Below are 25,839 nucleotides of genomic sequence, written 5' to 3'. Positions count from 1 at the left end.
ATTAAGACAGGCGAAAGTGCGATGGCGCCACTTTGCAGAAGCGGGCGCCATCATCATGGCGAGCGGGATCAGAAGCCCTGCTCGAAGTAGCTTTCCAGGATTATCACCGCAGAGGCTGAATCAATACTGCCTTTGTTCAGGGCGCGGAACCCGCCGTGCTCAAACAGCCCGGCGCGGGCTTCTACCGTGCTCAAGCGCTCGTCGTGCAGCGTGATTTTCACCCCAAAGCGGCCGTGAATTTTATTGGCGAAGTTACGCGCGCGCGCGGTGAGCGGCTGCTCAGTGCCGTCCATATTCAGCGGCAGGCCGACGATGACCGCCTCTGGTTGCCACTCTTTAAGCAGCTTTTCGATAACGTTCCAGTCCGGTTTACCGTCCTGCGCTTTCAGCGCGGGAAGAGGGCGTGCGGTACCGGTAATGCGTTGGCCGACCGCAACGCCGATGCTTTTGGTGCCGAAATCAAAACCTAATAATGTTCCGCTCATTATGCGTGCCCCGCTATGCCGGGCATCGTCACAATATCAATACCGATCAGTTTCGCCGCCTCGCGCCAACGCTCGGCAATAGGCGTTTTAAACAAAATATTCTGATCCGCCGGGGCCGTCAGCCAGGCGTTATCAAGGATTTCCTGTTCCAGCTGACCCTTTTCCCAGGAGGAATAACCCAGCGCAACCAGGACGTTAGCCGGTTGCTTGTCCGTACCGAGCGTTTCCAGTACGTCGCGGGAAGTGGTGATCACCGTGTTATCGGAGATGCGAATGCTGGAGGAAAAATCAGAAGGCGGTGAGTGCAGAATAAAACCGCGATCTTCCGCCAGCGGCCCGCCGAGCATCACCGGCTTATCCAGACGAATCTCCGGATTGCGCGGTTCAGCGACAATGTTTAACTTTTCCAGAATTCCGTCAATCTGCAAGTTTTCCAGCGGCTTATTGATGATAATGCCCATGGCGCCATCGTCGTTGTATTCGCAGATATAGACCACGGAGCGGCGGAATATCGGATCCTGAAGAGCAGGCATGGCAATCAGAAAGTGATGCTGTAAATTCATTGTCAGAGGTTCTGTTCCTGGTTCAAAAAGCAGCACCCAGTATGCGGGTAAAGCAAGGACCTGTCGATTCAACTTTATCTTTCAGGCGACAGGGGCGTTGATTTCCTCGCTCAACCCGGTCACATAGTGGACTATGCTCCCGGGCACTCGCTGCGTCATCGCCTGCCTGTAGCCTGAAATCTTTCGTTGAATCTCGCGGCGTATCTTTCAGGCGACAGGTTATTTATTGAGGCGCTTCTCGATAGCGTCCATCAGCATACCGGTGATGGAGATCGGGAACGCCGCTTCAATTTCGCGTACGCAGGTTGGGCTGGTGACATTAATTTCCGTCAGACGATCGCCGATGATATCCAGACCGACGAAGATCAGCCCTTTGGCTTTCAGCGTCGGCCCGACGCGGCGCGCAATGGCCCAGTCGCTATCGCTCAGCGGACGCGCTTCGCCGCGGCCGCCGGCCGCAAGATTTCCACGGGTTTCCCCGCCCTGCGGGATACGCGCCAGGCAATAAGGCACCGGCTCGCCGTCGACAACCAGCACGCGCTTATCGCCATCTTTAATGGCCGGCAGGTAGTTCTGCGCCATGCAGTAACGGCTGCCCAGCTCGGTCAGCGTTTCCGCAATCACCGGCAGGTTCGGATCGCCCTCTTTTACGCGGAAAATAGAGGCGCCGCCCATACCGTCCAGCGGTTTGAGAATAATGTCACCGTGTTTTTCCCAGAAGGCTTTCAGCTGGGCTTTATTGCGGGTCACCAGCGTTTCCGGCGTCAGATCGGCAAACCAGGCGGTAAACAGCTTTTCGTTACAGTCGCGCAGGCTCTGCGGTTTGTTGACGATCAGCGTGCCTTTATCTTCGGCACGTTCAAGAATGTAGGTCGCGTAAATAAACTCGGTATCAAACGGCGGATCCTTACGCATCAGAATGACGTCGAGATCCGCCAGCGGCAGATCCTGCTCGCCGGTAAACTCGTACCACTTATCGTAATTCTGCTCCACGCTCAGCTTACGCGTACGGGCGCGGGCTTCGCCGTTGATTAAGTACAGGTCGTTCATCTCCATATAATGGAGTTCATAGCCGCGACGCTGGGCTTCCAGCAACATAGCGAAGCTGGTGTCTTTCTTGATGTTGATGGTTGCGATGGGGTCCATCACGATGCCGAGCTTGATCATTGTTATTCTCCGTTAACGCTTCAACCTAAGTCGCCAAAACGCACCTGCAGGGCGGTAATGGCAGTGAGCGCAGTTGTCTCTGTACGCAGAACGCGCGGTCCCAACAGAATATCAGTAAACTGGTAGCGAGCGGTCATCGCTATCTCTTCCGCTGACAGGCCGCCTTCCGGGCCAATCAGCAAACGAACGCGTTCAACCGGCAATGGCAGCGTGTTGATACTGGCGCTGGCGCGCGGGTGTAGATTGAGCTTCAGACCATTATCCGCTTCAGCGCACCAGGCCTCCAGCTGCATCGCCGGGCGAATCTCCGGCACCACGTTGCGGCCGCTCTGCTCGCAGGCGGCGATGGCGATTTTCTGCCACTGCTGGATCTTTTTCTGCAAACGTTCGGCGTCCAGTTTAACGCCGCAGCGCTCGGAAAACAGTGGCGTTATGAGGCTTACACCGAGTTCAATCGATTTCTGGATGGTGAATTCCATCTTTTCGCCGCGCGACATCACCTGGCCCAGGTGAATATGCAGAGGGGATTCGCGATCGTCTGTTTCGCTGCCGATCACGTCAACTAACACGTTTTTCTTGCCGGCTTCGGCGATCACCGCCTCGAAAACCTGATTGCTGCCGTCAAAAAGCTGGATGGCCTGGCCTTTGCCCATACGCAATACGCGGCCAACGTGATTGGCGGCATCGTCAGAGAGGGCGATTTGACTGCCTACGGTAACAGGTTCCGGGTGGTGGATGCGAGGGATGCGCATGCTGGGTATTCCGTTCTTCGCGCAGGCGCCGCTTTTCCATTTCGTGGGAACGCGGCGCCTGCAAATTAACAATTGCCGCTAGTGTAGGTTAGCTCTTTTGCGCCTGGCAAGCTCGCTGGACGTACGGATTGTGGTTGCCCTGTACTTTAGCGATGCGCTCGTCGCGTTCGCACTCCCAGGAGGTGACCGGATACAACTTATCCCAGGCGGTAAAAAGCTGGGTTTGCTGGCGGGAGAGGGTCAGCTGATAAGTATCGCGCATATAGAAGTAGGTACGGGCGATAGCACCGCGGGCGCGGGCGGGCGGCTCGGCAACCTTATCCTTAAAGTCGACCTTCATGGCGCACTGGCCGTACTGGCCTTCGCCGCCGTTCCACTGACCATACATAAAGTTGGCGCGGTCGCCGTTAACTTCGCCCACGGCCGGCTGCAGGTTGTGCATATCGCTTTCCATCTGGCGATAGACCGGGTCTTTGGCGCAGTTTTTCCGCCCGCCGTCCTGCCAGCACTGGCGCTGGTGGCCAAACTGCCAGGCCGGAACGACGTGCTCCCACTCGACCCGACTGGCGCGGTTTTCATTTTTACGCACTTTATAACCGCAAGATTCCAGATCGATAACGCCTTTTTTCCCCTGCCAGTCGATTTTACAGCCGCAGTAGAAATCGCCGGGGGCATCGGCATTGACCTTTACCCCGGCGGCTTTCGCCTGGGCAAAACTGGTGATTCCTTCGGCCGCGACCTGGCCGCTACAGGCGGCAGTCAGAAACGCCGCGGCAAACACATAAATACGGGACATCGTGAACTCCGTGTCAAAACGAGCCCGCAACGTAGCGAATGCGATTGTCAGATGCAATCAGTCAGATCAGAAAATTTCCAGTTGTAGCCGATATTTACTCTTCGGCGACCAGCAGATCGCCGCAGCGAACGCAGCGGTAAGTCGCTTCACCCCGAACGACGCGGTTGTGGCGACGGACGGTGAGCTGATGCTGCTGGCACTGGCAGCGGTAAGGAAAGGTGTTCCGGCGAACGGAGTCGAGTTCGAAACGATGGGTGCGACGGGCGGCGACACCGAGCACGCTCTCCATCATCCATTTCCACTCTTTGCCGTGCGGCGCCACGCGGCCGAAGTGTTTCCAGACCAGCAGATGCGCCAGTTCATGCGGGACGACTTCATCGATAAAGGCCTGCTGGTTTTCCAGCAGCAGCACCGGGTTGAGGCGAATTTCGTTCTTTTCCAGCCAGGCGGTACCGGCGGAGGTGCCGCGCTGCTGGTAAACCAGGCTCGGTTCCGGGTATTGACGGTCAAGCCTGAGGTTGGCCTGGGCGAGCTTTTCCCGCAGGCTGCGCATAACGGCCTGCTGAATGGCGATGGGAATTCGGGGCGTTTTCATAGCGCCAGAGGATAGTGCGCCGTGACGGGGAGAGCAAGAGGCAGACGCTTCCTCCCGCCAGGGGAGGAAGCGTTAACGGTCAGTCGCGAGCGCCGATTTCGCGCAGCGGGCGGCCTTTCATCAGGTTACGTTCGATGTGTTCCAGCGAAACGTTTTTGGTTTCCGGGATAAGCCACAGCGTCAGCAGAATGAACAGGACGTTCAGACCGCCGTAGACCCAGAAGGTGTTCGCGCTGCCCAGCGAGTTAAGCATGGTCAGGAAGGTGGCGCCGACTATCATATTGGCGATCCAGTTGGTGGCCGTAGAGCAGGTGATGCCGAAATCGCGGCCTTTCAGCGGCTGAATTTCAGAACACAGCACCCAGATCAGCGGGCCAGCGCTCATGGCGAAGCCAACGATAAACATCAGCAGCATCAGTACGGCGAAGTACTGGGCGGTGGCTGAGTGAATACCCATGTGCATCATCGCACCCAGCACGCCCATACCGGCGGCCATGACGATAAAGCCGAGGATCAGCGTTGGTTTACGCCCCCAGCGGTCAACCAGCCCGATAGCGATGAAGGTCGCCAGCACGTTGGTCAGACCGACGATGACGGTCCCCCACATCTGTTCGGTGGTATTGGCATAACCCGCCAGTTCAAAAATCTTCGGCGCGTAATACATGATGACGTTCATCCCGGTGAACTGTTGCATCACCTGCAGCAGGATGCCGAGGAACACGGCGCGGCGGAAGTTGCTGTTTTCTTTAAACAGCTCCCAGCCAGACTGCTTGATCTTCAGGCTTTCACGAATTTCATCCAGCTCGCGTTTGGCTTCAGCGCTGGTGTCGCGCAGGCGCAGCAGGACGCGTTCGGCGTCGACAAAGCGGCGCTTGGCCGCAAACCAGCGCGGGCTGTCCGGCAGGAAGATAACGCCAATCAGCAGCAGAATTGCCGGGATGATAATCACCCCCAGCATCCAGCGCCATGCGCCGCTGTAGCTGAAGGCGGTGTCCGACAGATAGGCGCCGAGGATCCCGATGGTGATCATCAGCTGGTACATGGAGATCATGCTGCCGCGGATTTTTTCGGGCGCAATCTCCGACAGGTACAGCGGTGCGGTGTACGACGCGACGCCAACGGCCAGGCCGAGCAGCACGCGGGAGACGAGCAGCACTTCAACGTTCGGGGCGGCAGCGGAGAACAGCGAACCGGCGACGAACAGGATCGCGCCGATCATCAGGCTCTTTTTCCGCCCGAGACGGAAGGAGAGCCAGCCGCTGCCGACGGCACCGACGGCGGCGCCGAACATCATGGAGCTCACCACCCATTCCTGAGTATGAGCGCTTATCTGGAACTCGTTGGCAATAAAGGGTAAGGCACCCGCAATAACACCGATATCAAGGCCGAAAAGCAGGCCCGCCAGCGCGGCGAGGAAACAGACAAAGAACGTCATCGTTTTGTTCGAGCGCCCTTGTTTTTTGTTGTCAGGCATAACGCCCTCCGGTTGAGTTATTGATACTGTCGATGCTTAGGGTAGGAGAGTCTATCGCAAAAAAACGTGATATCAATCACGGCTGTGTAATCGGTTACACTAAGGTAAAGAAACGTAATCTATTAAAATTCATTAATTTCAAATAGATAAATTATTATAGCTGTACCTGAAAAAAGCGCTACTCAGACAATCCTGAAACATCATGCAATATGATGAAAAATTGTTTCACTAATTCTTAATCTTAGTTGTTTTTTGGCCACAGATCTTATGTAATCGTTTTCATTTCAGGGGGCTGAAAAGGGATGCACGCCGCGACAATGTGGGATGGCGGAGAGGGCGGAAGGGGAAAATAAAAAGGCCAGCACGAGGCTGGCCCTGGCAGGAAAAAAACGTCGGGATTATTTCAGGCCGGCGGCTTCACGCAGCAGAGCGGCTTTGTCGGTTTTTTCCCACGGGAAATGTTCACGACCGAAGTGACCGTATGCTGCGGTCTCTTTGTAGATCGGGTGCAGCAGATCCAGCATCTGGATCAGGCCGTAAGGACGCAGGTCGAAGAATTCACGCACCAGCAGAGTCAGCTGCTCGGACGGCACTTTTTCGGTACCGAACGTTTCCACCATAATGGAGGTCGGTTCCGCCACGCCAATAGCGTAGGAGACCTGAATCTCACAACGGTCGGCCAGGCCAGCCGCAACGATGTTTTTCGCCACATAGCGTGCGGCATAGGCTGCAGAACGGTCAACTTTAGACGGATCTTTACCGGAGAACGCACCGCCGCCGTGACGAGCCATGCCGCCGTAGGTATCGACGATGATTTTACGACCGGTCAGGCCGCAGTCGCCCATCGGGCCGCCGATAACAAAACGACCGGTCGGGTTGATGAAGAATTTGGTCGCGCTGTTCAGCCATTCGGTCGGCAGAACCGGCTTGATTATCTCTTCCATCACCGCTTCCTGCAGGGATTTCTGATCGATGTCTTCCGCGTGCTGAGTAGACAGAACCACGGCATCGATACCGACGATTTTGCCGTCGTCGTACTGGAAGGTCACCTGGCTTTTCGCGTCCGGGCGCAGCCATGGCAGAGTGCCGTTTTTGCGCACTTCAGCCTGACGCTGCACCAGACGGTGGGCATAGGTGACTGGCGCTGGCATCAGAACGTCGGTTTCGTTGGTGGCATAGCCAAACATCAGGCCCTGGTCACCCGCGCCTTGCTCCAGCGGATCGGCGCGATCAACGCCCTGATTGATATCCGGGGATTGTTTACCAATCGCGCTCAGAACGGCGCAGGAGTTGGCGTCAAAGCCCATATCGGAATGCACGTAGCCAATTTCACGAACCGTGTTACGGGTTATCTCTTCGATATCAACCCATGCGCTGGTGGTGATTTCACCGCCGACCAGCACCATGCCAGTTTTGACATAAGTTTCACACGCGACACGCGCTTTCGGATCCTGTTCGAGGATCGCATCCAGCACGGCATCGGAGATTTGGTCAGCAATTTTGTCTGGATGCCCTTCTGATACAGACTCGGACGTAAAGAGGTGTTTTGCCATGTTTTGTTTTACCTGTTAAGTATTTGTGTAGCTCATACTGTTGTGTGGATTTACTTTGATAGATGATTCTACCAAAGCTTTCAGGTAGTGACACGAGCAGTCTGAGTGTTAATCAGTATAGACGGATTAACTTCTGGATGGCTATTCTAGGTCGAATCTTAATCCCATTTCCAGCCTTTTTTGATGCAGGTCGCATTGTTGAAAAATAGAGGGTGGCAATTTTTCCTGCCATTCGCGGCAACTCGCCCATTTTTATTTTGCATTTTAGCCGGCTTATCGGTATAAAACGCCGCGCGCGGCTCATTAAAAAAAAGCGCACGAAGCCCATCTCGTGTCGCCACTTCCAGCCGGGTTAAGCAGTCTGTTTTTACAGAAATCCGCAGCGGTATTTAGCGCCTTACTGCGGTATGTCTAGCTTTGGCTTGTCGCTGGCCCGTTTCGGGGCAGTGTGGAGGTGATATCAGATAATGAACCCACGTTTTTCATCCGACTCGTCGCGTCGTTCCGTCGCGCGTCGCTATCCCGCAATCTGCATCTCTTTCATGCAAATCAGCCGATGTTCTACCCGTCTCGGCGCTTCTCAGGATTCCAGAGCCGGCAGGCTATCTGAAAACTGAACAAGGGCGCTCTTGCTGTCGCAAGGGTTTTCTCGTGGTTTCTCCGGACTGTCATACTAAGTTCGGGTATGTGTTTTACTATGATATGAATAAGAAACCGGTCGCGCAGTCGCAAAGCCAGCACTATCTGCTGGGGTTTAGCACTGTTCATGGGTTGTTATCGCGTCTTCGGACTGCGATAGTAGTCAATATTACAATTTGAGGTTCGCTATGTCTGACGACATGTCTTCAGTTTCGCCTTCGTCAGCAGGCGAACACGGTGTACTACGTTCCATGCAGGAGGTTGCGATGAGCTCCCAGGAAGCCAGCAAAATGCTACGTACTTACAATATTGCCTGGTGGGGTAATAACTACTACGACGTTAACGAACTGGGCCATATCAGCGTTTGCCCGGATCCTGAAGTCCCGGAAGCGCGCGTTGACCTTGCAGAGTTGGTGAAAGCACGCGAAGCGCAGGGGCAGCGCCTGCCGGCACTGTTCTGCTTCCCGCAGATCCTGCAACATCGCCTGCGCTCGATTAACGCCGCGTTTAAACGCGCGCGTGAGTCCTATGGCTACAACGGCGATTACTTCCTGGTCTATCCGATCAAGGTTAACCAGCATCGCCGCGTGATTGAGTCGTTGATCCATTCCGGTGAACCGCTGGGTCTGGAAGCAGGCTCCAAGGCGGAGCTGATGGCGGTACTGGCGCATGCCGGTATGACCCGCAGCGTGATCGTCTGTAACGGCTATAAAGACCGCGAGTATATCCGTCTGGCGCTGGTCGGCGAAAAGATGGGCCACAAGGTCTATCTGGTCATCGAAAAAATGTCGGAAATCGCGATTGTGCTGGAAGAAGCCGAGCGCCTGAATGTCGTTCCGCGCCTGGGCGTGCGTGCGCGTCTGGCCTCGCAGGGCTCCGGTAAATGGCAGTCTTCCGGCGGTGAAAAATCGAAGTTCGGCCTCGCGGCAACCCAGGTTCTGCAACTGGTTGAGATTCTGCGCGCGGCGGGGCACCTGGACAGCCTGCAACTGCTGCATTTCCACCTCGGCTCGCAGATGGCCAATATTCGTGATATCGCCACCGGCGTGCGCGAATCGGCGCGTTTCTACGTCGAGCTGCATAAACTGGGCGTCAATATTCAGTGCTTCGACGTCGGCGGCGGTCTGGGCGTGGACTACGAAGGGACGCGCTCGCAGTCTGACTGTTCGGTGAACTACGGCCTGAACGAATACGCCAACAACATTATCTGGGCGATTGGCGATGCCTGTGAAGAGAATGGCCTGCCGCATCCGACGGTGATTACCGAGTCGGGTCGCGCGGTCACCGCGCATCACACCGTGCTGGTCTCCAACATCATCGGCGTTGAGCGCAACGAATACACCGAAGCGACCCCGCCTGCGCAAGACGCGGCGCGTCCGCTGCAAAGTATGTGGGAAACCTGGCAGGAGATGCACGAGACCGGCAACCGCCGCTCGTTGCGCGAATGGCTGCACGACAGCCAGATGGACCTGCATGATATTCATATCGGCTACTCGTCCGGTACCTTCAATCTTCAGGAGCGCGCCTGGGCGGAACAGCTGTATCTGAACATGTGCCATGAAGTTCAGAAGCAGCTCGATCCGAGCAACCGCGCGCATCGTCCGATTATCGACGAACTGCAGGAACGAATGGCGGATAAGATTTACGTCAACTTCTCGCTGTTCCAGTCGATGCCGGATGCATGGGGTATCGATCAGCTGTTCCCGGTGATGCCGCTGGAAGGGTTGAACATGGTGCCTGAACGCCGCGCGGTGCTGCTGGATATCACCTGCGACTCCGATGGCGCGATTGACCATTACGTGGATGGCGACGGGATTGCCACCACCATGCCGATGCCGGAATACGATCCTGAAAACCCGCCGATGCTGGGCTTCTTTATGGTTGGCGCCTATCAGGAGATCCTCGGCAACATGCACAACCTGTTCGGCGATACCGAAGCGGTGGACGTATTCGTCTTCCCTGACGGCAGCGTGGAGGTTGAGCTTTCCGACGAAGGGGATACCGTGGCGGATATGCTGCAATATGTGCAGCTCGATCCGAACACGCTGCTGACCCAGTTCCGCGATCAGGTGAAAAACTCCGGTCTCGACGATGCGCTGCAACAGCAGTTCCTCGAAGAGTTTGAAGCGGGGCTGTACGGATATACTTATCTGGAAGACGAGTAACCGTTGTTGCCCGGTGGCGCTGCGCTTATCGGGCCTACGAATGTAGGCCGGATAAGGCGAAGTCGCCATCCGGCAGAATGCTATACTCACTTGAACCCGTATGAATTAACGGCGATAATTCGCTCCAATAAGCAATTTACGAATCAATCCCTTCCTCGTCGGGCCTAACGACGCGGAGGGGATTTTTTTTCATCTGTTTTTAATGTATCGACTGTAAAAGAGGTCAGGACATGAGCACTTTAGGTCATCAATACGATAATTCCCTGGTATCTAACGCGTTTGGTTTTCTGCGTCTGCCGTTGAACTTCCAGCCGTACGACAGCGATGCGGACTGGGTGATTACCGGCGTGCCTTTTGATATGGCGACCTCCGGGCGCGCGGGCGGCCGTCATGGCCCGGCGGCGATTCGTCAGGTCTCCACCAACCTCGCGTGGGAACATAATCGCTTCCCGTGGAACTTCGATATGCGCGAGCGTCTGAACGTGGTTGACTGCGGCGACCTGGTTTACGCCTTCGGTGATGCGCGCGAAATGAGCGAAAAACTGCAGGCGCATGCGGAAAGACTGCTGGCGGCCGGGAAGCGTATGCTCTCCTTCGGCGGCGACCACTTTGTGACCCTGCCGCTGCTGCGCGCTCATGCGAAGCACTTTGGCAAAATGGCGCTGGTGCACTTCGATGCCCATACCGACACCTACGCCAACGGCTGCGAATTTGACCACGGCACCATGTTCTTTACCGCGCCGAATGAAGGCCTGATCGATCCGAACCACTCTGTGCAGATCGGTATTCGTACTGAGTTCGACAAAGATAACGGTTTTACCGTACTGGATGCCTGCCAGGTGAACGATCGTTCCGTGGATGACATCATCGCTCAGGTGAAACAGATCGTTGGCGATATGCCGGTGTACCTGACTTTCGATATCGATGCGCTGGATCCGGCGTTTGCGCCGGGGACCGGTACGCCGGTGATCGGCGGGCTGACCTCCGATCGCGCGATTAAGCTGGTACGCGGTCTGAAGGATCTGAACATCGTCGGTATGGACGTGGTTGAAGTGGCTCCGTCTTACGATCAGTCCGAGATCACCGCGCTGGCGGCGGCGACCCTGGCACTGGAAATGCTCTACATCCAGGCGGCGAAAAAAGGCGAATAAACCTTAAGCGCTCACTGCTGCTGCGCGACACATGCGCAGCAGCGTTCATTCGTGCTTCTTACTTAATGCCGTCTGCCTTCATGCGATCGCGGATATGCTGGGCACGCGCTTCGGAGGCCGGGTGATCGTCAAACATTGAGCTCTGGCGACCGGCTTCCAGCTTAGCCAGCTTCTCGAAGCTGGTGGCCAGCCCCACCGGGTTAATTCCGCGTTTACGCAGCAGATCGTAGGAGTAGTCGTCCGCTTCGGACTCCTGGCGCTGGGAGAACTGCGAGTTCACCAGTTTTTCGCCCAGATCGCCAAGCTGAGATTGCGACAGGCTGCCGACGATGCCGCCCGCCGAAGCGGCGGCGGCGCGAACGGCGTTGGTACCGAGCGCGACCTGCATACCTTTCTTCACGTGGCCGAGGGCGACGTGGCCCATCTCATGGCCGATCACTGCTTCAACTTCGTTATCGTTCATGATGTCCATCAGGCCGCTATAGACGCGGATGCAGCCGTTAGCCATTGCGAACGCGTTGACGTCCTTGGTTTCATACACTTTGTAATTCACCGGCTGACCGTTGATATTGTCGCCCAGCGCGGCGGCGATTTTGCTCAGGCGCTTGCTGTATTCGCTGCTGGCGGGCGAAATTGTGGCTTTGCTGTCCATCTCTTTGCAAGCCTGGTCACTTAAGCTTTTAACCTGGGCGTCGCTCAGGGAGTAAGCCTGAAAAGCTTCAGCGCCCGAACTGAGAAGGGCGTTGGAGTCCATGTTCTGGCATCCGGTGAGCGTTGCTGCGATCCCAAGGGCAAGAATAGTTGAGCGAATTTTCATTTTTATCTTCCACACTCGTACGATTTTCTGACTGAAAAAGGCAACAATAAGGTTGTCGCATCCTGTACAAATTATAAAGACTATTGTGTGACGCGGGCGAGAGGATTCCGTGGCAGCACAACGTGTTCCGGAGATTTCTTAAACCACAAAAGGATGCTCCATGTACATGCTTTCTCGCTTGGGTTACATTGTTGACACTTTTTTCTGGCGTAGCCCAAAACGCGCTCTCGTCAAGTCGTTAAGGGTATGGCCTTCAACAGTCCGAACTGGAGTCAAAATGTCCTCACGTAAAGAGCTTGCTAACGCTATTCGTGCGCTGAGCATGGATGCTGTACAGAAAGCCAAATCCGGCCACCCGGGTGCCCCGATGGGTATGGCTGACATTGCCGAAGTCCTGTGGCGTGATTTCATGAACCATAACCCGCAGAATCCGGCCTGGGCCGACCGCGACCGCTTTGTGCTGTCCAACGGCCACGGCTCGATGCTGATTTATAGCCTGCTGCACCTCACCGGTTATGATCTGCCGATCGAAGAGCTGAAAAACTTCCGTCAACTGCACTCTAAGACTCCGGGCCACCCGGAAGTGGGCTACACCGCTGGCGTTGAAACCACCACCGGCCCGTTGGGCCAGGGGATTGCTAACGCCGTGGGCATGGCTATCGCGGAAAAAACGCTGGCTGCGCAGTTCAACCGTCCGGGCCACGATATCGTCGACCACTTCACCTACGCCTTCATGGGCGACGGCTGCATGATGGAAGGGATCTCTCACGAGGTCTGCTCCCTGGCCGGTACCCTGAAACTGGGTAAACTGGTGGCGTTCTATGATGATAACGGGATCTCCATCGACGGTCATGTAGAAGGCTGGTTCACCGATGACACCGCGAAGCGTTTCGAAGCCTACGGCTGGCACGTGGTGCGCGGCGTTGACGGTCACGACGCTGACGCCATCAAACGCGCGGTAGAAGAAGCGCGTGCGGTTACCGACAAACCGTCCCTGCTGATGTGCAAAACCATCATCGGTTTCGGTTCGCCGAACAAAGCCGGTACTCACGACTCTCACGGCGCCCCGCTGGGTGATGCAGAAATCGCGCTGACCCGCGAAGCGCTGGGCTGGAAACATCCGGCCTTCGACATCCCGTCTGACATCTATGCGCAGTGGGATGCCAAAGAAGCCGGTCAGGCGAAAGAAGCGGCCTGGAACGAGAAGTTCGCGGCTTATGCCAAAGCCTTCCCGCAGGAAGCGGCTGAATTCACCCGTCGTATGAAGGGCGAAATGCCGGCTGACTTCGACGCCAAAGCCAATGAATTTATCGCTAAGCTGCAGGCTAACCCGGCGAAAATCGCCAGCCGTAAAGCGTCGCAGAATGCGATTGAAGCGTTTGGCCCGCTGCTGCCGGAATTCCTCGGCGGTTCCGCTGACCTGGCGCCGTCCAACCTGACTCTCTGGTCTGGTTCGAAAGCGATTAACGAAGACACCGCCGGTAACTATATCCATTACGGCGTGCGTGAATTCGGCATGACCGCGATCGCCAACGGGATCTCTCTGCACGGTGGTTTCCTGCCGTACACCTCCACCTTCCTGATGTTCGTGGAATATGCCCGTAACGCGGTGCGTATGGCGGCGCTGATGAAACAGCGTCAGGTGATGGTCTACACCCATGACTCCATCGGTCTGGGCGAAGATGGCCCGACTCACCAGCCGGTAGAGCAGGTGGCTTCCCTGCGCGTGACTCCGAACATGTCCACATGGCGTCCGTGTGACCAGGTGGAATCGGCGGTGGCGTGGAAATATGGCGTTGAGCGTCACGACGGCCCGACCGCGCTGATTCTCTCTCGTCAGAACCTGGCGCAGCAGGATCGTAGCGAACAGCAGTTGAAAGACATCGCTCGCGGTGGCTACGTGCTGAAAGAGTGCGCAGGTCAGCCGGAGCTTATCTTCATCGCCACTGGCTCTGAAGTGGAGCTGGCGGTTGCCGCGTGGGACAAACTGACTGCCGAAGGCGTGAAGGCGCGCGTGGTCTCCATGCCGTCCACCGATGCGTTCGACAAGCAGGATGCGGCGTACCGTGAATCCGTACTGCCGAAAGCGGTCTCTGCTCGCGTGGCCATCGAAGCCGGAATTGCTGACTACTGGTTCAAATACGTCGGCCTGAACGGCGCTATCGTTGGCATGACCACCTTCGGTGAGTCTGCGCCGGCAGAGCTGCTGTTCGAAGAGTTCGGCTTCACCGTTGACAACGTGGTCGCTAAAGCGAAAGCGCTGCTGTAGTCGTTATCTGCCCGGTTATCCGGGCGATAACCGCAGAACAAGCCGGGATAAACGCCCGGCTTTTTTTTCGCGCCGTTATTCCCGATAGCCGCCGACAGATTGCGTATTATTCCAACCAAAATGTGATTTACGTCAGATAACTCACTTCTTCCGCTGGACAGACATTCCTTTTATTCCTCGTTTCGCTTATTCTAGCTGAAGCGTTTCAGTCGTTTAAATGTTCGACAATTAATCAATCAGTCGCAGTTTGCGACGGGTAAGGTTTCCCTTCGGGCGTTGCTGGATTACTCTGTCAGCCATCTCAAATCAGGGACAACCTTGCAGGAGACCTATGACCATACGCATCGCGATTAATGGCTTCGGTCGCATAGGACGCAACGTGGTTCGCGCTTTATATGAATCCGGGCGTCGTGCGGAAATCACCGTGGTGGCAATCAACGAGCTGGCGGATGCGGCGGGCATCGCGCATTTGTTGAAATATGACACCAGTCATGGGCGCTTTGCCTGGGATGTTCGCCAGGAGAGAGAGCAGCTTTACGTCGGCGATGATGTCATACGTCTGCTGCACGAACCTTCGATTGAGGCGCTGCCCTGGCGGGAGCTGGCGGTTGATATTGTTCTCGATTGTACCGGCGTATACGGCAGCCGCGAACACGGCGAAGCCCATATTCGGGCAGGGGCGAAGAAAGTGCTCTTTTCCCACCCCGGCAGCAGCGATCTCGACGCGACCGTTGTATTTGGCGTCAACCATGATGAGTTGCGCCCGGAGCACCGTATTGTCTCTAACGCCTCCTGCACGACCAACTGCATTATCCCGGTCATAAAACTGTTAGATGATGCCTACGGCATCGAGTCAGGAACGGTAACGACAATCCACTCCGCCATGCACGATCAACAGGTGATCGATGCTTATCATCCGGATCTGCGCCGTACGCGCGCGGCCAGCCAGTCGATTATTCCGGTTGATACCAAACTCTCTGCGGGGATCACGCGAATTTTCCCGCAGTTTAACGACCGTTTCGAGGCGATTGCGGTCCGCGTACCGACGATTAATGTGACGGCAATTGACCTTAGCGTGACGGTGAAAAAACCCGTAAAGGCTAACGAAGTCAACCAGTTGCTGCAAAAAGCAGCACAAGGTGCATTTCATGGTATAGTTGACTATACGGAATTGCCGTTGGTCTCGATAGATTTCAACCACGACCCGCACAGCGCTATCGTTGATGGCACGCAAACCCGGGTCAGTGGTGCCCATCTGATCAAAACATTGGTCTGGTGTGATAATGAATGGGGCTTTGCTAACCGGATGCTCGACACGACGTTAGCGATGGCCGTTATTGGTTTCAGGTGAGACATCCCTGCGCAACATTGCTCGCGATGGAGCGCATGGCGTCTGCAAAACTTTAAGAATCATTGAGAGGATTCACCATGTCTGTAATTAAGATGACCGATCTGGATCTGGCTGGTAAACGCGTTTTTATCCGTGCCGATCTGAACGTACCAGTCAAAGACGGGAAAGTAACCAGCGACGCGCGTATCCGTGCTTCTCTGCCGACCATTGAGCTGGCGCTGAAACAGGGTGCTAAAGTGATGGTTACTTCTCACCTGGGTCGTCCGACCGAAGGCGAGTACAACGAAGAATTCTCTCTGCTGCCGGTTGTTAATTACCTGAAAGACAAACTGTCTAACCCGGTACGTCTGGTTAAAGACTACCTGGATGGCGTTGAAGTGGCTGCCGGTGAACTGGTCGTGCTGGAAAACGTTCGCTTCAACAAAGGCGAGAAGAAAGACGACGAAGCGCTGTCTAAGAAATACGCGGCGCTGTGCGACGTGTTTGTGATGGACGCTTTCGGTACCGCACACCGCGCTCAGGCTTCCACTCACGGTATCGGTAAATTCGCCGATGTTGCGTGCGCAGGCCCGCTGCTGGCGGCTGAACTGGACGCGCTGGGTAAAGCGCTGAAAGAGCCGGCTCGTCCGATGGTTGCTATCGTGGGTGGTTCTAAAGTTTCCACTAAACTGACCGTGCTGGATTCCCTGTCTAAAATCGCTGACCAGCTGATCGTCGGTGGCGGCATCGCCAACACCTTCGTTGCCGCTCAGGGCCACAACGTCGGTAAATCCCTGTACGAAGCTGACCTGGTTGACGAAGCGAAACGTCTGCTGACTACCTGCGACATCCCGGTTCCGACCGACGTTCGCGTGGCAACTGAGTTCTCCGAAACAGCGACCGCAACGCTGAAATCTGTTACTGACATCAAAGATGACGAGCAGATCCTGGACCTCGGCGACGTTTCCGCACAGAAACTGGCTGATATCCTGAAAAACGCGAAAACTATTCTGTGGAATGGTCCGGTCGGCGTATTCGAATTCCCGAACTTCCGCAAAGGGACTGAAATCGTGGCTAACGCCATCGCTGACAGCGAAGGTTTCTCCATCGCCGGCGGCGGTGACACCCTGGCCGCGATTGACCTGTTCGGCATTGCGGACAAAATTTCCTACATCTCCACTGGCGGCGGCGCATTCCTCGAATTCGTGGAAGGCAAAGTTCTGCCAGCAGTAGCCATGCTCGAAGAGCGCGCTAAGAAGTAATTCAGTTCAGGCGGGGTAACCCGCCTGTTTTTCAGCGCGCTTAAAGGCTCGCGAACCTTCTTCAACGGTCGAAGATACAGATACAGGATTAAGTAACATGTCTAAAATTTTTGATTTCGTAAAACCGGGCGTCATCACTGGCGACGACGTTCAGAAAGTGTTCCAGGTAGCTAAAGAAAATAACTTTGCTCTGCCGGCGGTTAACTGTGTGGGTACTGACTCCATCAACGCCGTTCTGGAAGCTGCTGCAAAAGTTCGTGCTCCGGTTATCGTTCAGTTCTCCAACGGCGGCGCTGCGTTTATCGCTGGCAAAGGCGTGAAAACTGACGTTCCTCAGGGCGCAGCAATCCTCGGCGCTATCTCTGGCGCACATCACGTTCATCAGATGGCTGAACACTACGGCGTGCCGGTTATTCTGCACACCGACCACTGCGCGAAGAAACTGCTGCCGTGGATCGACGGCCTGCTGGACGCGGGTGAAAAACACTTCGCTGCTACCGGCAAACCGCTGTTCTCTTCTCACATGATCGATCTGTCTGAAGAGTCCCTGCACGAAAACATCGAAATCTGCTCTAAATATCTGGCGCGTATGGCCAAAATGGACATGACGCTGGAAATCGAACTGGGTTGCACCGGTGGTGAAGAAGACGGCGTGGACAACAGCCACATGGACGCTTCTGCCCTGTACACTCAGCCGGAAGACGTTGATTACGCGTACACTGAGCTGAGCAAAATCAGCCCGCGTTTCACCATCGCCGCTTCCTTCGGTAACGTACACGGCGTGTACAAGCCGGGTAACGTCGTCCTGACCCCGACCATCCTGCGCGATTCTCAGGAATATGTTTCTAAGAAACACAACCTGCCGCACAACAGCCTGAACTTCGTCTTCCACGGCGGTTCCGGTTCTTCCGCTCAGGAAATCAAAGACTCCGTAAGCTACGGCGTTATCAAAATGAACATCGATACCGACACCCAATGGGCAACCTGGGACGGTATCCTGCAGTACTACAAAACCAACGAAGCTTACCTGCAGGGCCAGCTGGGCAACCCGAAAGGCGAAGACCAGCCGAACAAGAAATACTACGATCCGCGCGTATGGCTGCGTGCTGCACAGACGTCCATGGTGACTCGTCTGGAGCAGGCATTTAAAGAGCTGAACGCGGTAGACGTTCTGTAAGAAAAATCTTTTTCTTGCCCGAAAGCCCGCTGCACAGCGGGCTTTTTTTATGGTTGAACAACGCGATATCTCGCGGTGAACTGTGATCAACTTGGCAAAACACGGGCATATTGTTTACCCTTAGTTAACCTGTCGCTGTACAGGTTTGGTTTTTTATTCCCCCTACGGGTATTCATAAGGAAGATTAAATGGAAGAGTTGAACGTTGGCGATAGCCTACACAACGCCAGTTCCTGGCTGGTGCGCAATCAGGAAGTCCTGCTGAGCTATGCCGTCAATATCGTTGCCGCTATCGCGATTATTATCGTCGGTATGATTGTGGCACGGGTCATCTCTAATACGGTGAACCGACTGATGCTGGCGCGTAAGATTGATGCGACCGTTGCCGATTTTCTGTCCGCCCTGGTGCGCTATGCCGTTGTTGCGTTCACCCTGATTGCCGCATTAGGCCGCGTAGGCGTGCAGACGGCATCGGTGATCGCCGTCCTCGGCGCCGCCGGTTTAGCCGTAGGCCTGGCGCTGCAAGGCTCGCTGGCGAACCTTGCCTCCGGTGTGCTGCTGGTGACTTTCCGTCCGTTCCGCGCAGGGGAATACGTTGATCTTGGCGGCACGGCGGGGACGGTGCTCAACGTGCAAATTTTCTCCACTACGCTGCGCACGGCTGATGGAAAAATCATCATCATCCCGAATAAGAAGGTGATCGAAGGCAATATCACTAACTTCTCGCGCGAGCCGGCACGCCGTAATGAACTTATCATTGGCGTGGGGTATGACTCCGATATTGAGCTGGTGAAGAAGCTGATCACCGATATTATTGAATCCGACGATCGCATCCTTAAAGATCGTGAAAGGGTTGTCCGTCTGAATGAACTCGGCGCATCGTCCATCAATTTTGTGGTACGCGTGTGGAGTAAAAGCAGCGATCTGCAAAACGTCTACTGGGATGTGCTGGAACGTGTGAAGCGCGATTTTGATGCCAACGGTATCAACTTTCCCTATCCGCAGATGGATGTGAATGTTAAAAGTCTCAAAGAGCCTTCTGAGTAATCTCCCCCGGCCCGGCTTCTCCTGTCGGGCCTGTTATTAGCATCGCTAATAGTTAATAAATATTTTCCATTTCCTCTAATAAAAACGCCGCTGTATAGTCTGCGCTTATGACGAAAGAGTAGGGTTTTTATTATGCTATCTTATTATTTTCAGGGGCTTATGCTGGGTGCTGCGATGATCCTGCCGCTTGGCCCGCAAAACGCTTTTGTGATGAATCAGGGGATTCGTCGGCAGTATCATTTGATGATCGCGCTCCTGTGCGCGTTGAGCGATCTGTTGCTGATTTGCGCCGGTATTTTTGGCGGTAGCGCATTGCTGATGCAGTCGCCGTGGCTGCTGGTGCTGGTCACCTGGGGAGGCGTGGCCTTTCTGCTATGGTATGGTTTTGGCGCTCTGAGAACGGCGTTGAGCAGCAACCTGGAACTGGCCAGTGCGGAAGTCATGAAGCAGGGGCGCTGGAAAATTATCGTCACCATGCTGGCGGTCACCTGGCTTAACCCGCATGTCTATCTCGACACTTTCGTCGTGCTGGGCAGCCTGGGGGGACAGCTGGCCGTGGAGCCAAAGCGCTGGTTTGCGTTAGGCACCATTAGCGCGTCATTCCTGTGGTTCTTTGGCCTGGCGCTGCTGGCGGCGTGGCTGGCGCCACGCTTACGTACTGCGCGAGCGCAGCGGATTATTAATGTGCTGGTTGGTCTGGTGATGGGGTTTATTGCGCTGCAGCTGGCGAAAGATGGTCTCCAGCATGTCCAGGCCCTTTTTTACCAGGCTTAGTCCGATGGACTTTCGCTGCGGACGCGTTAAGCTTGCAGACATGCGTCCGTAGACGGGCGACCCAATGTAAGATGGAGAAACGACAGTGAAGTTAAAACTCATGGCCCTCGCGGCAGCAATCGGATTGAGTGCGGTGGCAGTACAGGCAAATGAATTGCCGAATGGCCCACACATTGTAACCTCGGGTACCGCCAGCGTCGCCGCTGTACCGGATATCGCCACTCTGGCGATTGAAGTGAACGTTGCCGCGAAAGACGCCGCATCGGCGAAAAAACAGGCCGACGATCGCGTGGCGCAGTATCTCTCTTTCCTCGAAAAGAATGGCATCGCCAAAAAAGATATCAACTCAGCAAACCTGCGTACCCAGCCTGATTACGACTATCAGAATGGCAAAAGCATTCTGAAAGGCTACCGCGCGGTGCGCACCGTCGAAGTGACGTTGCGTCAACTGGACAAGCTGAACGGCCTGCTGGATGGCGCGCTGAAAGCGGGTCTGAATGAAGTTCGTTCTGTTTCGCTGGGCGTTGCGCAACCGGATGCCTATAAAGATAAAGCGCGTAAAGCGGCCATTGATGACGCGGTACATCAGGCGCAAGAGCTGGCGTCAGGCTTCCACAGCAAGCTGGGACCGGTGTATAGCGTGCGTTACCATGTGTCAAACTATCAGCCGAGTCCGATGGTACGCATGATGAAGGCGGCCGATGCGGCGCCGGTTTCCGCGCAGGAAACCTACGAGCAGGCGACCATTCAGTTTGACGATCAGGTCGATGTTGTTTTTGAACTGCAGCCCGCTCAGCCCGCTGCGGCCCCCGCAGCGCCGGCTAAGCAGCCTGATGCGGCACAGTAAGCCATAAAAACAAAAAGCCACTTCATCTGAAGTGGCTTTTTTATCACCGGCGTTTAGTCCTGGCGCAGCACCTTGTGGCCGTAATCGATCAATGCATCGGTGACCCGACGCATCATCCGGCTTTCCGGCGCGAAGCGGTGCCAGTAGAGCATCCGACGCTGAAACAGCCCCGGCGTGAGGTCGATAAGCTCGCCGCTGTTGAGCTCTTTTTCAATCTGCAGATGCGGGATCATGCAGCAGGTGGTGCCCTGGCGCGCAAGCTGCACAAAGGCTTCAGAAGAGTTAACGATATGGCACGGGACGCTGCCCGGCGGCAAATCGAAGTTCTGCTGTAAAAACGCCTGATGCATATCATCCAGATGATCGAAAGCGACAACCGGCGCTTTCAGCAGCGCTGAGCGGGTGACGCCGTTAGGGAAATAGCGTTGCGCAAACTCTTTCGAGGCGACGAACAGGTAGTCCAGCGCCCCGAGTTGATCCACCAGACAGCTTGGCAGCGCCTGCGGCTGAATACTCACCGCGCCGACCACTTCGCCGCGGCGCAAGCGTTCCTGAGTTCGGGTTTCATCTTCCACCTGCAGATTGAGGCGGATAGGGGAGTCGGAAAGGACGTTAGACAGCGCGGGCAAAAGCCAGGTCGCCAGACTGTCGGCGTTAACTGCCAGCGACAGCAGCAGCGGCGTGGAGCCGGTCTGTTCATCGCCCAGCCACTCCTCTTCCAGCAGCTCAACCTGACGCAGCAGAGCCAGCAGTTTCTGTCCTTGTTCGGTCGGACGCGGCGGCACGGTACGGACCAGCAGCGGCTGGCCGAACATATTTTCCAGCTGTTTTATACGCTGAGAGACGGCGGACTGTGTAATGCATAGCTTCTGCGCGGCGCGCTCAAACCCACGTTCTCTGATCACCGCATCCAGCGCTTGTAATGTTCTGTAGTCCGGTCGTTTCATTATTCTGGCGTACCCCTATCACTTTTCATTAACTCGCACTATGACATAAATTCGCTTTTGATGAAGATGAAAAATGGTCTGTTCAGTTGTGTGACCGTGCCGCAGGGACAATTCCGCCCCCGGTGTTCTATAATGCGCCACAGGTATTCACATCTCGGACCATAATCATGACGCAAGATGAACTGAAAAAAGCAGTAGGCTGGGCGGCATTGCAGTATGTACAACCGGGCACCATCGTGGGTGTCGGCACGGGCTCCACGGCCGCGCATTTTATCGATGCGCTGGGCACCATGAAAGGGCAGATTGAAGGCGCTGTTTCCAGCTCTGATGCCTCCACCGAAAAACTGAAAAGCCTTGGCATTCCGGTTTTCGATCTTAACAGCGTGGACCGTCTGGGGATCTATGTTGATGGCGCTGACGAGATTAACGGCCATATGCAGATGATCAAAGGCGGTGGGGCGGCGTTAACCCGCGAAAAGATTATCGCCTCGGTAGCCGACAAGTTTATCTGTATCGCTGATGCCTCTAAGCAGGTGGATATTCTGGGCAAATTCCCACTGCCGGTAGAAGTCATCCCGATGGCGCGTAGCGCCGTTGCGCGTGAGCTGGTGAAGCTGGGCGGTCGTCCGGAGTATCGCCAGGGCGTGGTGACCGACAACGGTAACGTGATTCTTGACGTGTTCGGCCTGGAAATTCTGGATGCCATCGCGCTGGAAAATAAAATTAACGGTATTCCTGGCGTCGTCACCGTCGGCCTGTTTGCCAACCGCGGAGCGGATGTGGCACTGATCGGAACCGCCGATGGCGTGAAAACCATCGTAAAATAATATAATTGGGGGGGCGAATGGCTCCCCCGCAAATATTTTTTCTCCAGGCTGAATTTGGTGACTTCTGTCACATTTATGTGCCATGCCTTAGTAACAATCTACCTTTTCTTTTCTTTCTGGTGTTTTGTCCTGTCATTTCCCTCTGTGTGATATTTCTTCAGGTCGTCGACGCAAACGTTCATATTGCCGCGATAGTTTTTTTTGATATGTTGCTGAGAAGAACTTTCGTTCGGCACGACATCAGATAAGACAAAACAGGACGGGGAAATGGCTAAGGTATCACTGGAAAAAGACAAAATTAAGTTTCTGCTGGTTGAAGGTGTGCATCAAAAAGCGCTGGATAATCTTCGCGCGGCGGGCTACACCAATATCGAATTTCATAAAGGTGCGCTGGACAGTGAAGCGCTGAAAGCGTCGATCCGTGATGCCCATTTCATTGGCCTGCGTTCCCGTACGCATCTGACTGAAGAGATCTTCGCCGCAGCGGAAAAACTGGTGGCGGTCGGCTGTTTCTGTATCGGCACCAACCAGGTTGATTTAGACGCGGCAGCAAAACGCGGGATTCCCGTTTTCAACGCGCCGTTCTCAAATACCCGCTCCGTTGCTGAGCTGGTCATTGGCGAACTGCTGCTGATGCTACGCGGTGTACCGGAAGCTAACGCCAAAGCGCACCGCGGCGTGTGGAACAAACTGGCGGTCGGCAGTTTTGAAGCGCGTGGTAAAAAACTGGGGATTATCGGCTACGGTCACATTGGTACCCAACTGGGTATTCTGGCTGAATCTCTGGGGATGCACGTCTATTTCTATGATATTGAAAGCAAACTGCCGCTGGGTAACGCCACCCAGGTCCAGCATCTCTCCGACCTGCTGAATATGAGCGATGTGGTCAGTCTGCATGTGCCGGAAAACGCCTCCACCAAAAATATGATGGGTGCGCAGGAACTGGCGCTGATGAAACCTGGCGCGCTGCTGATCAACGCCTCGCGCGGTACGGTTGTGGATATCCCTGCGCTGTGCGATGCGCTGGCGCGTAAGCACCTGGCGGGGGCGGCGATTGACGTCTTCCCGACCGAACCGGCGACCAACAGCGATCCGTTCACCTCGCCGCTGTGCGAGTTTGACAACGTCATCCTGACGCCGCATATCGGCGGCTCGACTCAGGAAGCGCAGGAGAATATCGGTCTGGAAGTGGCCGGTAAGCTGGCGAAGTATTCCGACAACGGTTCAACGCTCTCTGCGGTGAACTTCCCGGAAGTGTCGCTGCCGCTGCACGGCGGTCGTCGTTTGCTGCACATCCACGAAAACCGTCCGGGCGTGCTCACCGCTATCAACCAGATCTTTGCCGCCCAGAGCATCAACATTGCAGCACAGTATCTGCAAACCACGCCGCAGATGGGCTATGTGGTCATTGATATTGAAGCTGAAGAAGATGTGGCTCAGCAAGCGCTGCAGGCCATGAAGGCAATCCCGGGCACCATCCGCGCCCGTCTGCTGTTCTAACTCCTTTTTTGCCAGCGGGCAGGTCATCGACCTGCCCCTTTTCTCCTGATAGACCCTTCTGCAATTTCCCGTCGCCATACCAAACGCTTTGCGAGTCTTGCCGCAAACGGTGATTAAAGCCGATTGAAGTCGTTGTGCCTGAAAGAAAGGAATCTACGATAAAGACTCAGCGTGGGGCTGAAACGGGAAAGCCCCTACCGAGGCAGGGGCTCTAAAAGGAAAGGGACGATGATGAGACTCTTCATCATGCTGCTTATCCTGTTAATCATTGCCTGGCCGGTATATTAACAGAGAGAATGCAGGAGGGAGGTTCGCCTCCCTCACCCTTTACCCAGGAATTTAGGTGAAAAAATCAGCAATGTCAATTGTTCGGGCATTTTACCAGAGCCAGGTTTTTGACGGCGTGATGACTGCGGGCAGCGGGATATCCCACTGCTCCGTCGGCAGCGCGTCGACCTGTTGGCAATCATGAGCGTAGCCGACCGGCTGCAGGCGATGCTGCCGCCAGTTTTGCAGCGTCCGGTCGTAAAATCCGCCGCCCATTCCCAGGCGCTGTCCCGCGGCATCAAACGCGACCAGCGGCGTTACCAGTACATCCAGCTGGCTCAGAGGGAGGACATCCCGGACGTCGAGCTTCGGTTCGCGGATTTTCAGGCGATTCACCACCAGATCGCTGCTTGGGTGGTAGTGCAGAAACAGAAGATTGCCGGGGCTGAACGGATGAAGCACGGGGAGATACACCCGTTTGCCCGCCCGCCAGAGCTGATCAATCAGCGCCCGCGTATCCAGCTCGCCATCAAACGAAAGAAATACCGCGACCGTATGCGCGAGCAGAACCGGCGTATACGCCATCATTCTGTCCGCCGCCTGGAGGGCGAACTGCGTTTGCTGCTCCGGCGTTAACGCGCGTCGGCGTTGTCGGATCTGCTGGCGAATTTGCTGCCTGGTATAGGGGGGATCTGACAGTAGAGTCATACCTGAGTCTCATCGGTAAGCAAACGATACAAACAGGCGTAGTTTAATACACGACGGCAAAAGCCGAAAATTAACTTAGGGGGGATGAAACGAATAAAGAAGGGAATCTCCGAGATGCCGCCGCAGGCTGTAACCCTTGAACCCTTGGTTCAAGGTGAATGCGTCGTCACAGTTTTAAGGCTTCTCGGACGGACCGAGCATGCTCACCAACCATGGAGCGCCACATTCTTGTGGTATGAAATATCGGCTCAGGGGACTGGCCCGCTTGCAAACATCTCAGAGAAATTTTGTTCTTGCGCTTACTCTAACACAGTTAACTGCAAAGTGTTATTCAAACTTCGGCCCGGTTCTTTCGCTTATGCGACCTTGCTCAAGCAACGCTTGTTCGATGGTCTGCTGAAGCATCCGAATACGCTGTTCCATGCTGGAGGCGTAATCGCGGGTTTTCGCTTTTTCCTGAGTCAACTCATAGCTGATGTTCAACGCGGCGATGAAAACCAGCTGCTCAGTATTTGTGACTCTAGTGCGTTCTTTTAAATCTTGCAACCGCTGATTCAGGTCATCAGCTGCCTGATTCAAGGCATCCCTTTGTTCAGGCGGGCAATTCACACGCAGTGAACGGCCAAAAATTTGGAGATCGACGGGTTGTGCAGACATGCCACCTTCCTGCTGATTGACTGCGCGGCCTTCACGCCCGAATCCGGGGCTGCAAAGGGGCGACACTATAG

At 55.3% G+C, this 25,839-nt stretch carries 24 protein-coding genes and 1 other RNA gene; 12 read left to right on the top strand and 13 right to left on the bottom strand.

The annotated features are described in order from the left end of the window. Nucleotides 1-68: 68 nt before the first annotated feature. From ruvX to metK, 8 genes are all read right to left on the bottom strand, one after another. Nucleotides 69-485 carry a Holliday junction resolvase RuvX gene (gene ruvX, locus FNY10_RS20965; protein ID WP_004867490.1) on the bottom strand — a complete coding sequence of 139 codons (417 nt, stop codon included), beginning with the start codon at nt 483-485 and terminating at the stop codon, nt 69-71. Next, nucleotides 485-1,048, bottom strand: a complete 564-nt coding sequence (locus FNY10_RS20960; protein ID WP_100683430.1) for a YqgE/AlgH family protein — start codon at nt 1,046-1,048, stop codon at nt 485-487. Before FNY10_RS20960 ends, ruvX begins: the two co-directional genes overlap by 1 nt. 219 nt (nt 1,049-1,267) lie before the next feature. Further along, on the bottom strand, nt 1,268-2,215 hold the full coding sequence (gene gshB, locus FNY10_RS20955; RefSeq protein WP_131048586.1) for a glutathione synthase: 948 nt from the start codon (nt 2,213-2,215) through the stop codon (nt 1,268-1,270). Between the two features lie 20 nt (nt 2,216-2,235). Continuing rightward, complete coding sequence (rsmE, locus tag FNY10_RS20950; RefSeq protein ID WP_100683428.1) at nt 2,236-2,967, bottom strand: 16S rRNA (uracil(1498)-N(3))-methyltransferase; 732 nt, start codon at nt 2,965-2,967, stop codon at nt 2,236-2,238. Nucleotides 2,968-3,055: 88 nt separating this feature from the next. After that, complete coding sequence (gene endA / locus FNY10_RS20945) at nt 3,056-3,763, bottom strand: deoxyribonuclease I (RefSeq protein ID WP_100683427.1); 708 nt, start codon at nt 3,761-3,763, stop codon at nt 3,056-3,058. 94 nt (nt 3,764-3,857) lie between these two features. Then, a complete protein-coding gene (locus tag FNY10_RS20940; RefSeq protein ID WP_131048588.1) occupies nt 3,858-4,358 on the bottom strand; it encodes a SprT family zinc-dependent metalloprotease in 501 nt (166 codons plus the stop codon). Nucleotides 4,359-4,437: 79 nt separating this feature from the next. Further along, on the bottom strand, nt 4,438-5,832 hold the full coding sequence (locus FNY10_RS20935) for a sugar porter family MFS transporter (RefSeq protein WP_100683425.1): 1,395 nt from the start codon (nt 5,830-5,832) through the stop codon (nt 4,438-4,440). A 398-nt stretch (nt 5,833-6,230) separates the two neighbouring features. Further along, a complete protein-coding gene (gene metK / locus FNY10_RS20930) occupies nt 6,231-7,385 on the bottom strand; it encodes a methionine adenosyltransferase (protein WP_100683424.1) in 1,155 nt (384 codons plus the stop codon). Between the two features lie 702 nt (nt 7,386-8,087). Between metK and yqgB the strand changes: the two genes are divergently transcribed. The 3 genes from yqgB (at nt 8,088) to speB (ending at nt 11,340) form a co-directional block, all read left to right on the top strand. Further along, on the top strand, nt 8,088-8,204 hold the full coding sequence (gene yqgB / locus FNY10_RS20925) for an acid stress response protein YqgB (protein ID WP_117433773.1): 117 nt from the start codon (nt 8,088-8,090) through the stop codon (nt 8,202-8,204). Nucleotides 8,205-8,212: 8 nt separating this feature from the next. Next, nucleotides 8,213-10,189 carry a biosynthetic arginine decarboxylase gene (gene speA / locus FNY10_RS20920; RefSeq protein WP_160703264.1) on the top strand — a complete coding sequence of 659 codons (1,977 nt, stop codon included), beginning with the start codon at nt 8,213-8,215 and terminating at the stop codon, nt 10,187-10,189. A gap of 230 nt (nt 10,190-10,419) precedes the next feature. Further along, nucleotides 10,420-11,340, top strand: coding sequence for an agmatinase (gene speB, locus FNY10_RS20915; protein WP_100683422.1), 921 nt, complete (start codon nt 10,420-10,422; stop codon nt 11,338-11,340). Between the two features lie 58 nt (nt 11,341-11,398). Here speB and FNY10_RS20910 read toward each other — a convergent pair whose 3' ends face one another. Beyond that, nucleotides 11,399-12,157: a M48 family metallopeptidase gene (locus FNY10_RS20910; RefSeq protein WP_100683407.1), complete on the bottom strand. Its 759-nt coding sequence runs from the start codon at nt 12,155-12,157 to the stop codon at nt 11,399-11,401. 277 nt (nt 12,158-12,434) lie between these two features. Between FNY10_RS20910 and tkt the strand changes: the two genes are divergently transcribed. The 7 genes from tkt to FNY10_RS20875 all read left to right on the top strand — a co-directional run bounded on the left by tkt (nt 12,435) and on the right by FNY10_RS20875 (nt 20,862). After that, nucleotides 12,435-14,426, top strand: coding sequence for a transketolase (gene tkt / locus FNY10_RS20905; protein WP_160703262.1), 1,992 nt, complete (start codon nt 12,435-12,437; stop codon nt 14,424-14,426). A 331-nt stretch (nt 14,427-14,757) separates the two neighbouring features. Then, entirely contained in the window at nt 14,758-15,777 is a 1,020-nt protein-coding gene (gene epd / locus FNY10_RS20900) for an erythrose-4-phosphate dehydrogenase (protein WP_160703260.1), read from the top strand. 77 nt (nt 15,778-15,854) lie between these two features. Next, nucleotides 15,855-17,018, top strand: a complete 1,164-nt coding sequence (pgk, locus tag FNY10_RS20895; protein ID WP_100683404.1) for a phosphoglycerate kinase — start codon at nt 15,855-15,857, stop codon at nt 17,016-17,018. A 97-nt stretch (nt 17,019-17,115) separates the two neighbouring features. Continuing rightward, a complete protein-coding gene (gene fbaA / locus FNY10_RS20890; protein WP_100683403.1) occupies nt 17,116-18,195 on the top strand; it encodes a class II fructose-bisphosphate aldolase in 1,080 nt (359 codons plus the stop codon). Between the two features lie 188 nt (nt 18,196-18,383). Next, nucleotides 18,384-19,241: a small-conductance mechanosensitive channel MscS gene (gene mscS, locus FNY10_RS20885; protein ID WP_100683402.1), complete on the top strand. Its 858-nt coding sequence runs from the start codon at nt 18,384-18,386 to the stop codon at nt 19,239-19,241. A gap of 132 nt (nt 19,242-19,373) precedes the next feature. Beyond that, a complete protein-coding gene (argO, locus tag FNY10_RS20880; protein ID WP_160703258.1) occupies nt 19,374-20,015 on the top strand; it encodes an arginine exporter ArgO in 642 nt (213 codons plus the stop codon). A gap of 85 nt (nt 20,016-20,100) precedes the next feature. Continuing rightward, nucleotides 20,101-20,862, top strand: a complete 762-nt coding sequence (locus FNY10_RS20875) for an oxidative stress defense protein (protein WP_131048593.1) — start codon at nt 20,101-20,103, stop codon at nt 20,860-20,862. 53 nt (nt 20,863-20,915) lie between these two features. On the opposite strand, the gene argP is transcribed toward FNY10_RS20875, so the two are convergent. Continuing rightward, nucleotides 20,916-21,809, bottom strand: a complete 894-nt coding sequence (gene argP / locus FNY10_RS20870; protein ID WP_004867418.1) for a DNA-binding transcriptional regulator ArgP — start codon at nt 21,807-21,809, stop codon at nt 20,916-20,918. 167 nt (nt 21,810-21,976) lie between these two features. Between argP and rpiA the strand changes: the two genes are divergently transcribed. Then, on the top strand, nt 21,977-22,636 hold the full coding sequence (rpiA, locus tag FNY10_RS20865) for a ribose-5-phosphate isomerase RpiA (RefSeq protein WP_004867416.1): 660 nt from the start codon (nt 21,977-21,979) through the stop codon (nt 22,634-22,636). Between the two features lie 267 nt (nt 22,637-22,903). Beyond that, nucleotides 22,904-24,136, top strand: a complete 1,233-nt coding sequence (gene serA / locus FNY10_RS20855) for a phosphoglycerate dehydrogenase (protein WP_131048594.1) — start codon at nt 22,904-22,906, stop codon at nt 24,134-24,136. 378 nt (nt 24,137-24,514) lie between these two features. On the opposite strand, the gene FNY10_RS20850 is transcribed toward serA, so the two are convergent. The 3 genes from FNY10_RS20850 to zapA all read right to left on the bottom strand — a co-directional run bounded on the left by FNY10_RS20850 (nt 24,515) and on the right by zapA (nt 25,768). Then, nucleotides 24,515-25,111 (bottom strand): 5-formyltetrahydrofolate cyclo-ligase, encoded by a 597-nt coding sequence (locus FNY10_RS20850; protein ID WP_100683398.1) that lies wholly within the window; start codon nt 25,109-25,111, stop codon nt 24,515-24,517. A 102-nt stretch (nt 25,112-25,213) separates the two neighbouring features. Then, nucleotides 25,214-25,397, bottom strand: a non-coding RNA gene (gene ssrS / locus FNY10_RS20845) — 6S RNA. Between the two features lie 41 nt (nt 25,398-25,438). Then, the gene (gene zapA, locus FNY10_RS20840; protein ID WP_004867406.1) at nt 25,439-25,768 is read right to left on the bottom strand and encodes a cell division protein ZapA; all 330 of its coding nucleotides are present in this window, start codon (nt 25,766-25,768) and stop codon (nt 25,439-25,441) included. Nucleotides 25,769-25,839: the final 71 nt, after the last annotated feature.

Origin of the sequence: Klebsiella sp. Lac1, from assembly GCF_009825425.1 — a bacterium.
Taxonomy (GTDB): domain Bacteria; phylum Pseudomonadota; class Gammaproteobacteria; order Enterobacterales; family Enterobacteriaceae; genus Klebsiella; species Klebsiella electrica.
Note: the sequence above shows the minus strand (reverse complement) of the source record. Positions and strands in the feature narration are given on the sequence as shown.

Excerpts from the sequence above, each read along its gene's own strand:
- ruvX (WP_004867490.1), bottom strand. The coding sequence starts at position 485 with ATGAGCGGAACATTATTAGGTTTTGATTTCGGCACCAAAAGCATCGGC.
- FNY10_RS20960 (WP_100683430.1), bottom strand. The coding sequence starts at position 1,048 with ATGAATTTACAGCATCACTTTCTGATTGCCATGCCTGCTCTTCAGGAT.
- gshB (WP_131048586.1), bottom strand. The coding sequence starts at position 2,215 with ATGATCAAGCTCGGCATCGTGATGGACCCCATCGCAACCATCAACATC.
- rsmE (WP_100683428.1), bottom strand. The coding sequence starts at position 2,967 with ATGCGCATCCCTCGCATCCACCACCCGGAACCTGTTACCGTAGGCAGT.
- endA (WP_100683427.1), bottom strand. The coding sequence starts at position 3,763 with ATGTCCCGTATTTATGTGTTTGCCGCGGCGTTTCTGACTGCCGCCTGT.
- FNY10_RS20940 (WP_131048588.1), bottom strand. The coding sequence starts at position 4,358 with ATGAAAACGCCCCGAATTCCCATCGCCATTCAGCAGGCCGTTATGCGC.
- FNY10_RS20935 (WP_100683425.1), bottom strand. The coding sequence starts at position 5,832 with ATGCCTGACAACAAAAAACAAGGGCGCTCGAACAAAACGATGACGTTC.
- metK (WP_100683424.1), bottom strand. The coding sequence starts at position 7,385 with ATGGCAAAACACCTCTTTACGTCCGAGTCTGTATCAGAAGGGCATCCA.
- yqgB (WP_117433773.1), top strand. The coding sequence starts at position 8,088 with ATGAATAAGAAACCGGTCGCGCAGTCGCAAAGCCAGCACTATCTGCTG.
- speA (WP_160703264.1), top strand. The coding sequence starts at position 8,213 with ATGTCTGACGACATGTCTTCAGTTTCGCCTTCGTCAGCAGGCGAACAC.
- speB (WP_100683422.1), top strand. The coding sequence starts at position 10,420 with ATGAGCACTTTAGGTCATCAATACGATAATTCCCTGGTATCTAACGCG.
- FNY10_RS20910 (WP_100683407.1), bottom strand. The coding sequence starts at position 12,157 with ATGAAAATTCGCTCAACTATTCTTGCCCTTGGGATCGCAGCAACGCTC.
- tkt (WP_160703262.1), top strand. The coding sequence starts at position 12,435 with ATGTCCTCACGTAAAGAGCTTGCTAACGCTATTCGTGCGCTGAGCATG.
- epd (WP_160703260.1), top strand. The coding sequence starts at position 14,758 with ATGACCATACGCATCGCGATTAATGGCTTCGGTCGCATAGGACGCAAC.
- pgk (WP_100683404.1), top strand. The coding sequence starts at position 15,855 with ATGTCTGTAATTAAGATGACCGATCTGGATCTGGCTGGTAAACGCGTT.
- fbaA (WP_100683403.1), top strand. The coding sequence starts at position 17,116 with ATGTCTAAAATTTTTGATTTCGTAAAACCGGGCGTCATCACTGGCGAC.
- mscS (WP_100683402.1), top strand. The coding sequence starts at position 18,384 with ATGGAAGAGTTGAACGTTGGCGATAGCCTACACAACGCCAGTTCCTGG.
- argO (WP_160703258.1), top strand. The coding sequence starts at position 19,374 with ATGCTATCTTATTATTTTCAGGGGCTTATGCTGGGTGCTGCGATGATC.
- argP (WP_004867418.1), bottom strand. The coding sequence starts at position 21,809 with ATGAAACGACCGGACTACAGAACATTACAAGCGCTGGATGCGGTGATC.
- rpiA (WP_004867416.1), top strand. The coding sequence starts at position 21,977 with ATGACGCAAGATGAACTGAAAAAAGCAGTAGGCTGGGCGGCATTGCAG.
- serA (WP_131048594.1), top strand. The coding sequence starts at position 22,904 with ATGGCTAAGGTATCACTGGAAAAAGACAAAATTAAGTTTCTGCTGGTT.
- FNY10_RS20850 (WP_100683398.1), bottom strand. The coding sequence starts at position 25,111 with ATGACTCTACTGTCAGATCCCCCCTATACCAGGCAGCAAATTCGCCAG.
- zapA (WP_004867406.1), bottom strand. The coding sequence starts at position 25,768 with ATGTCTGCACAACCCGTCGATCTCCAAATTTTTGGCCGTTCACTGCGT.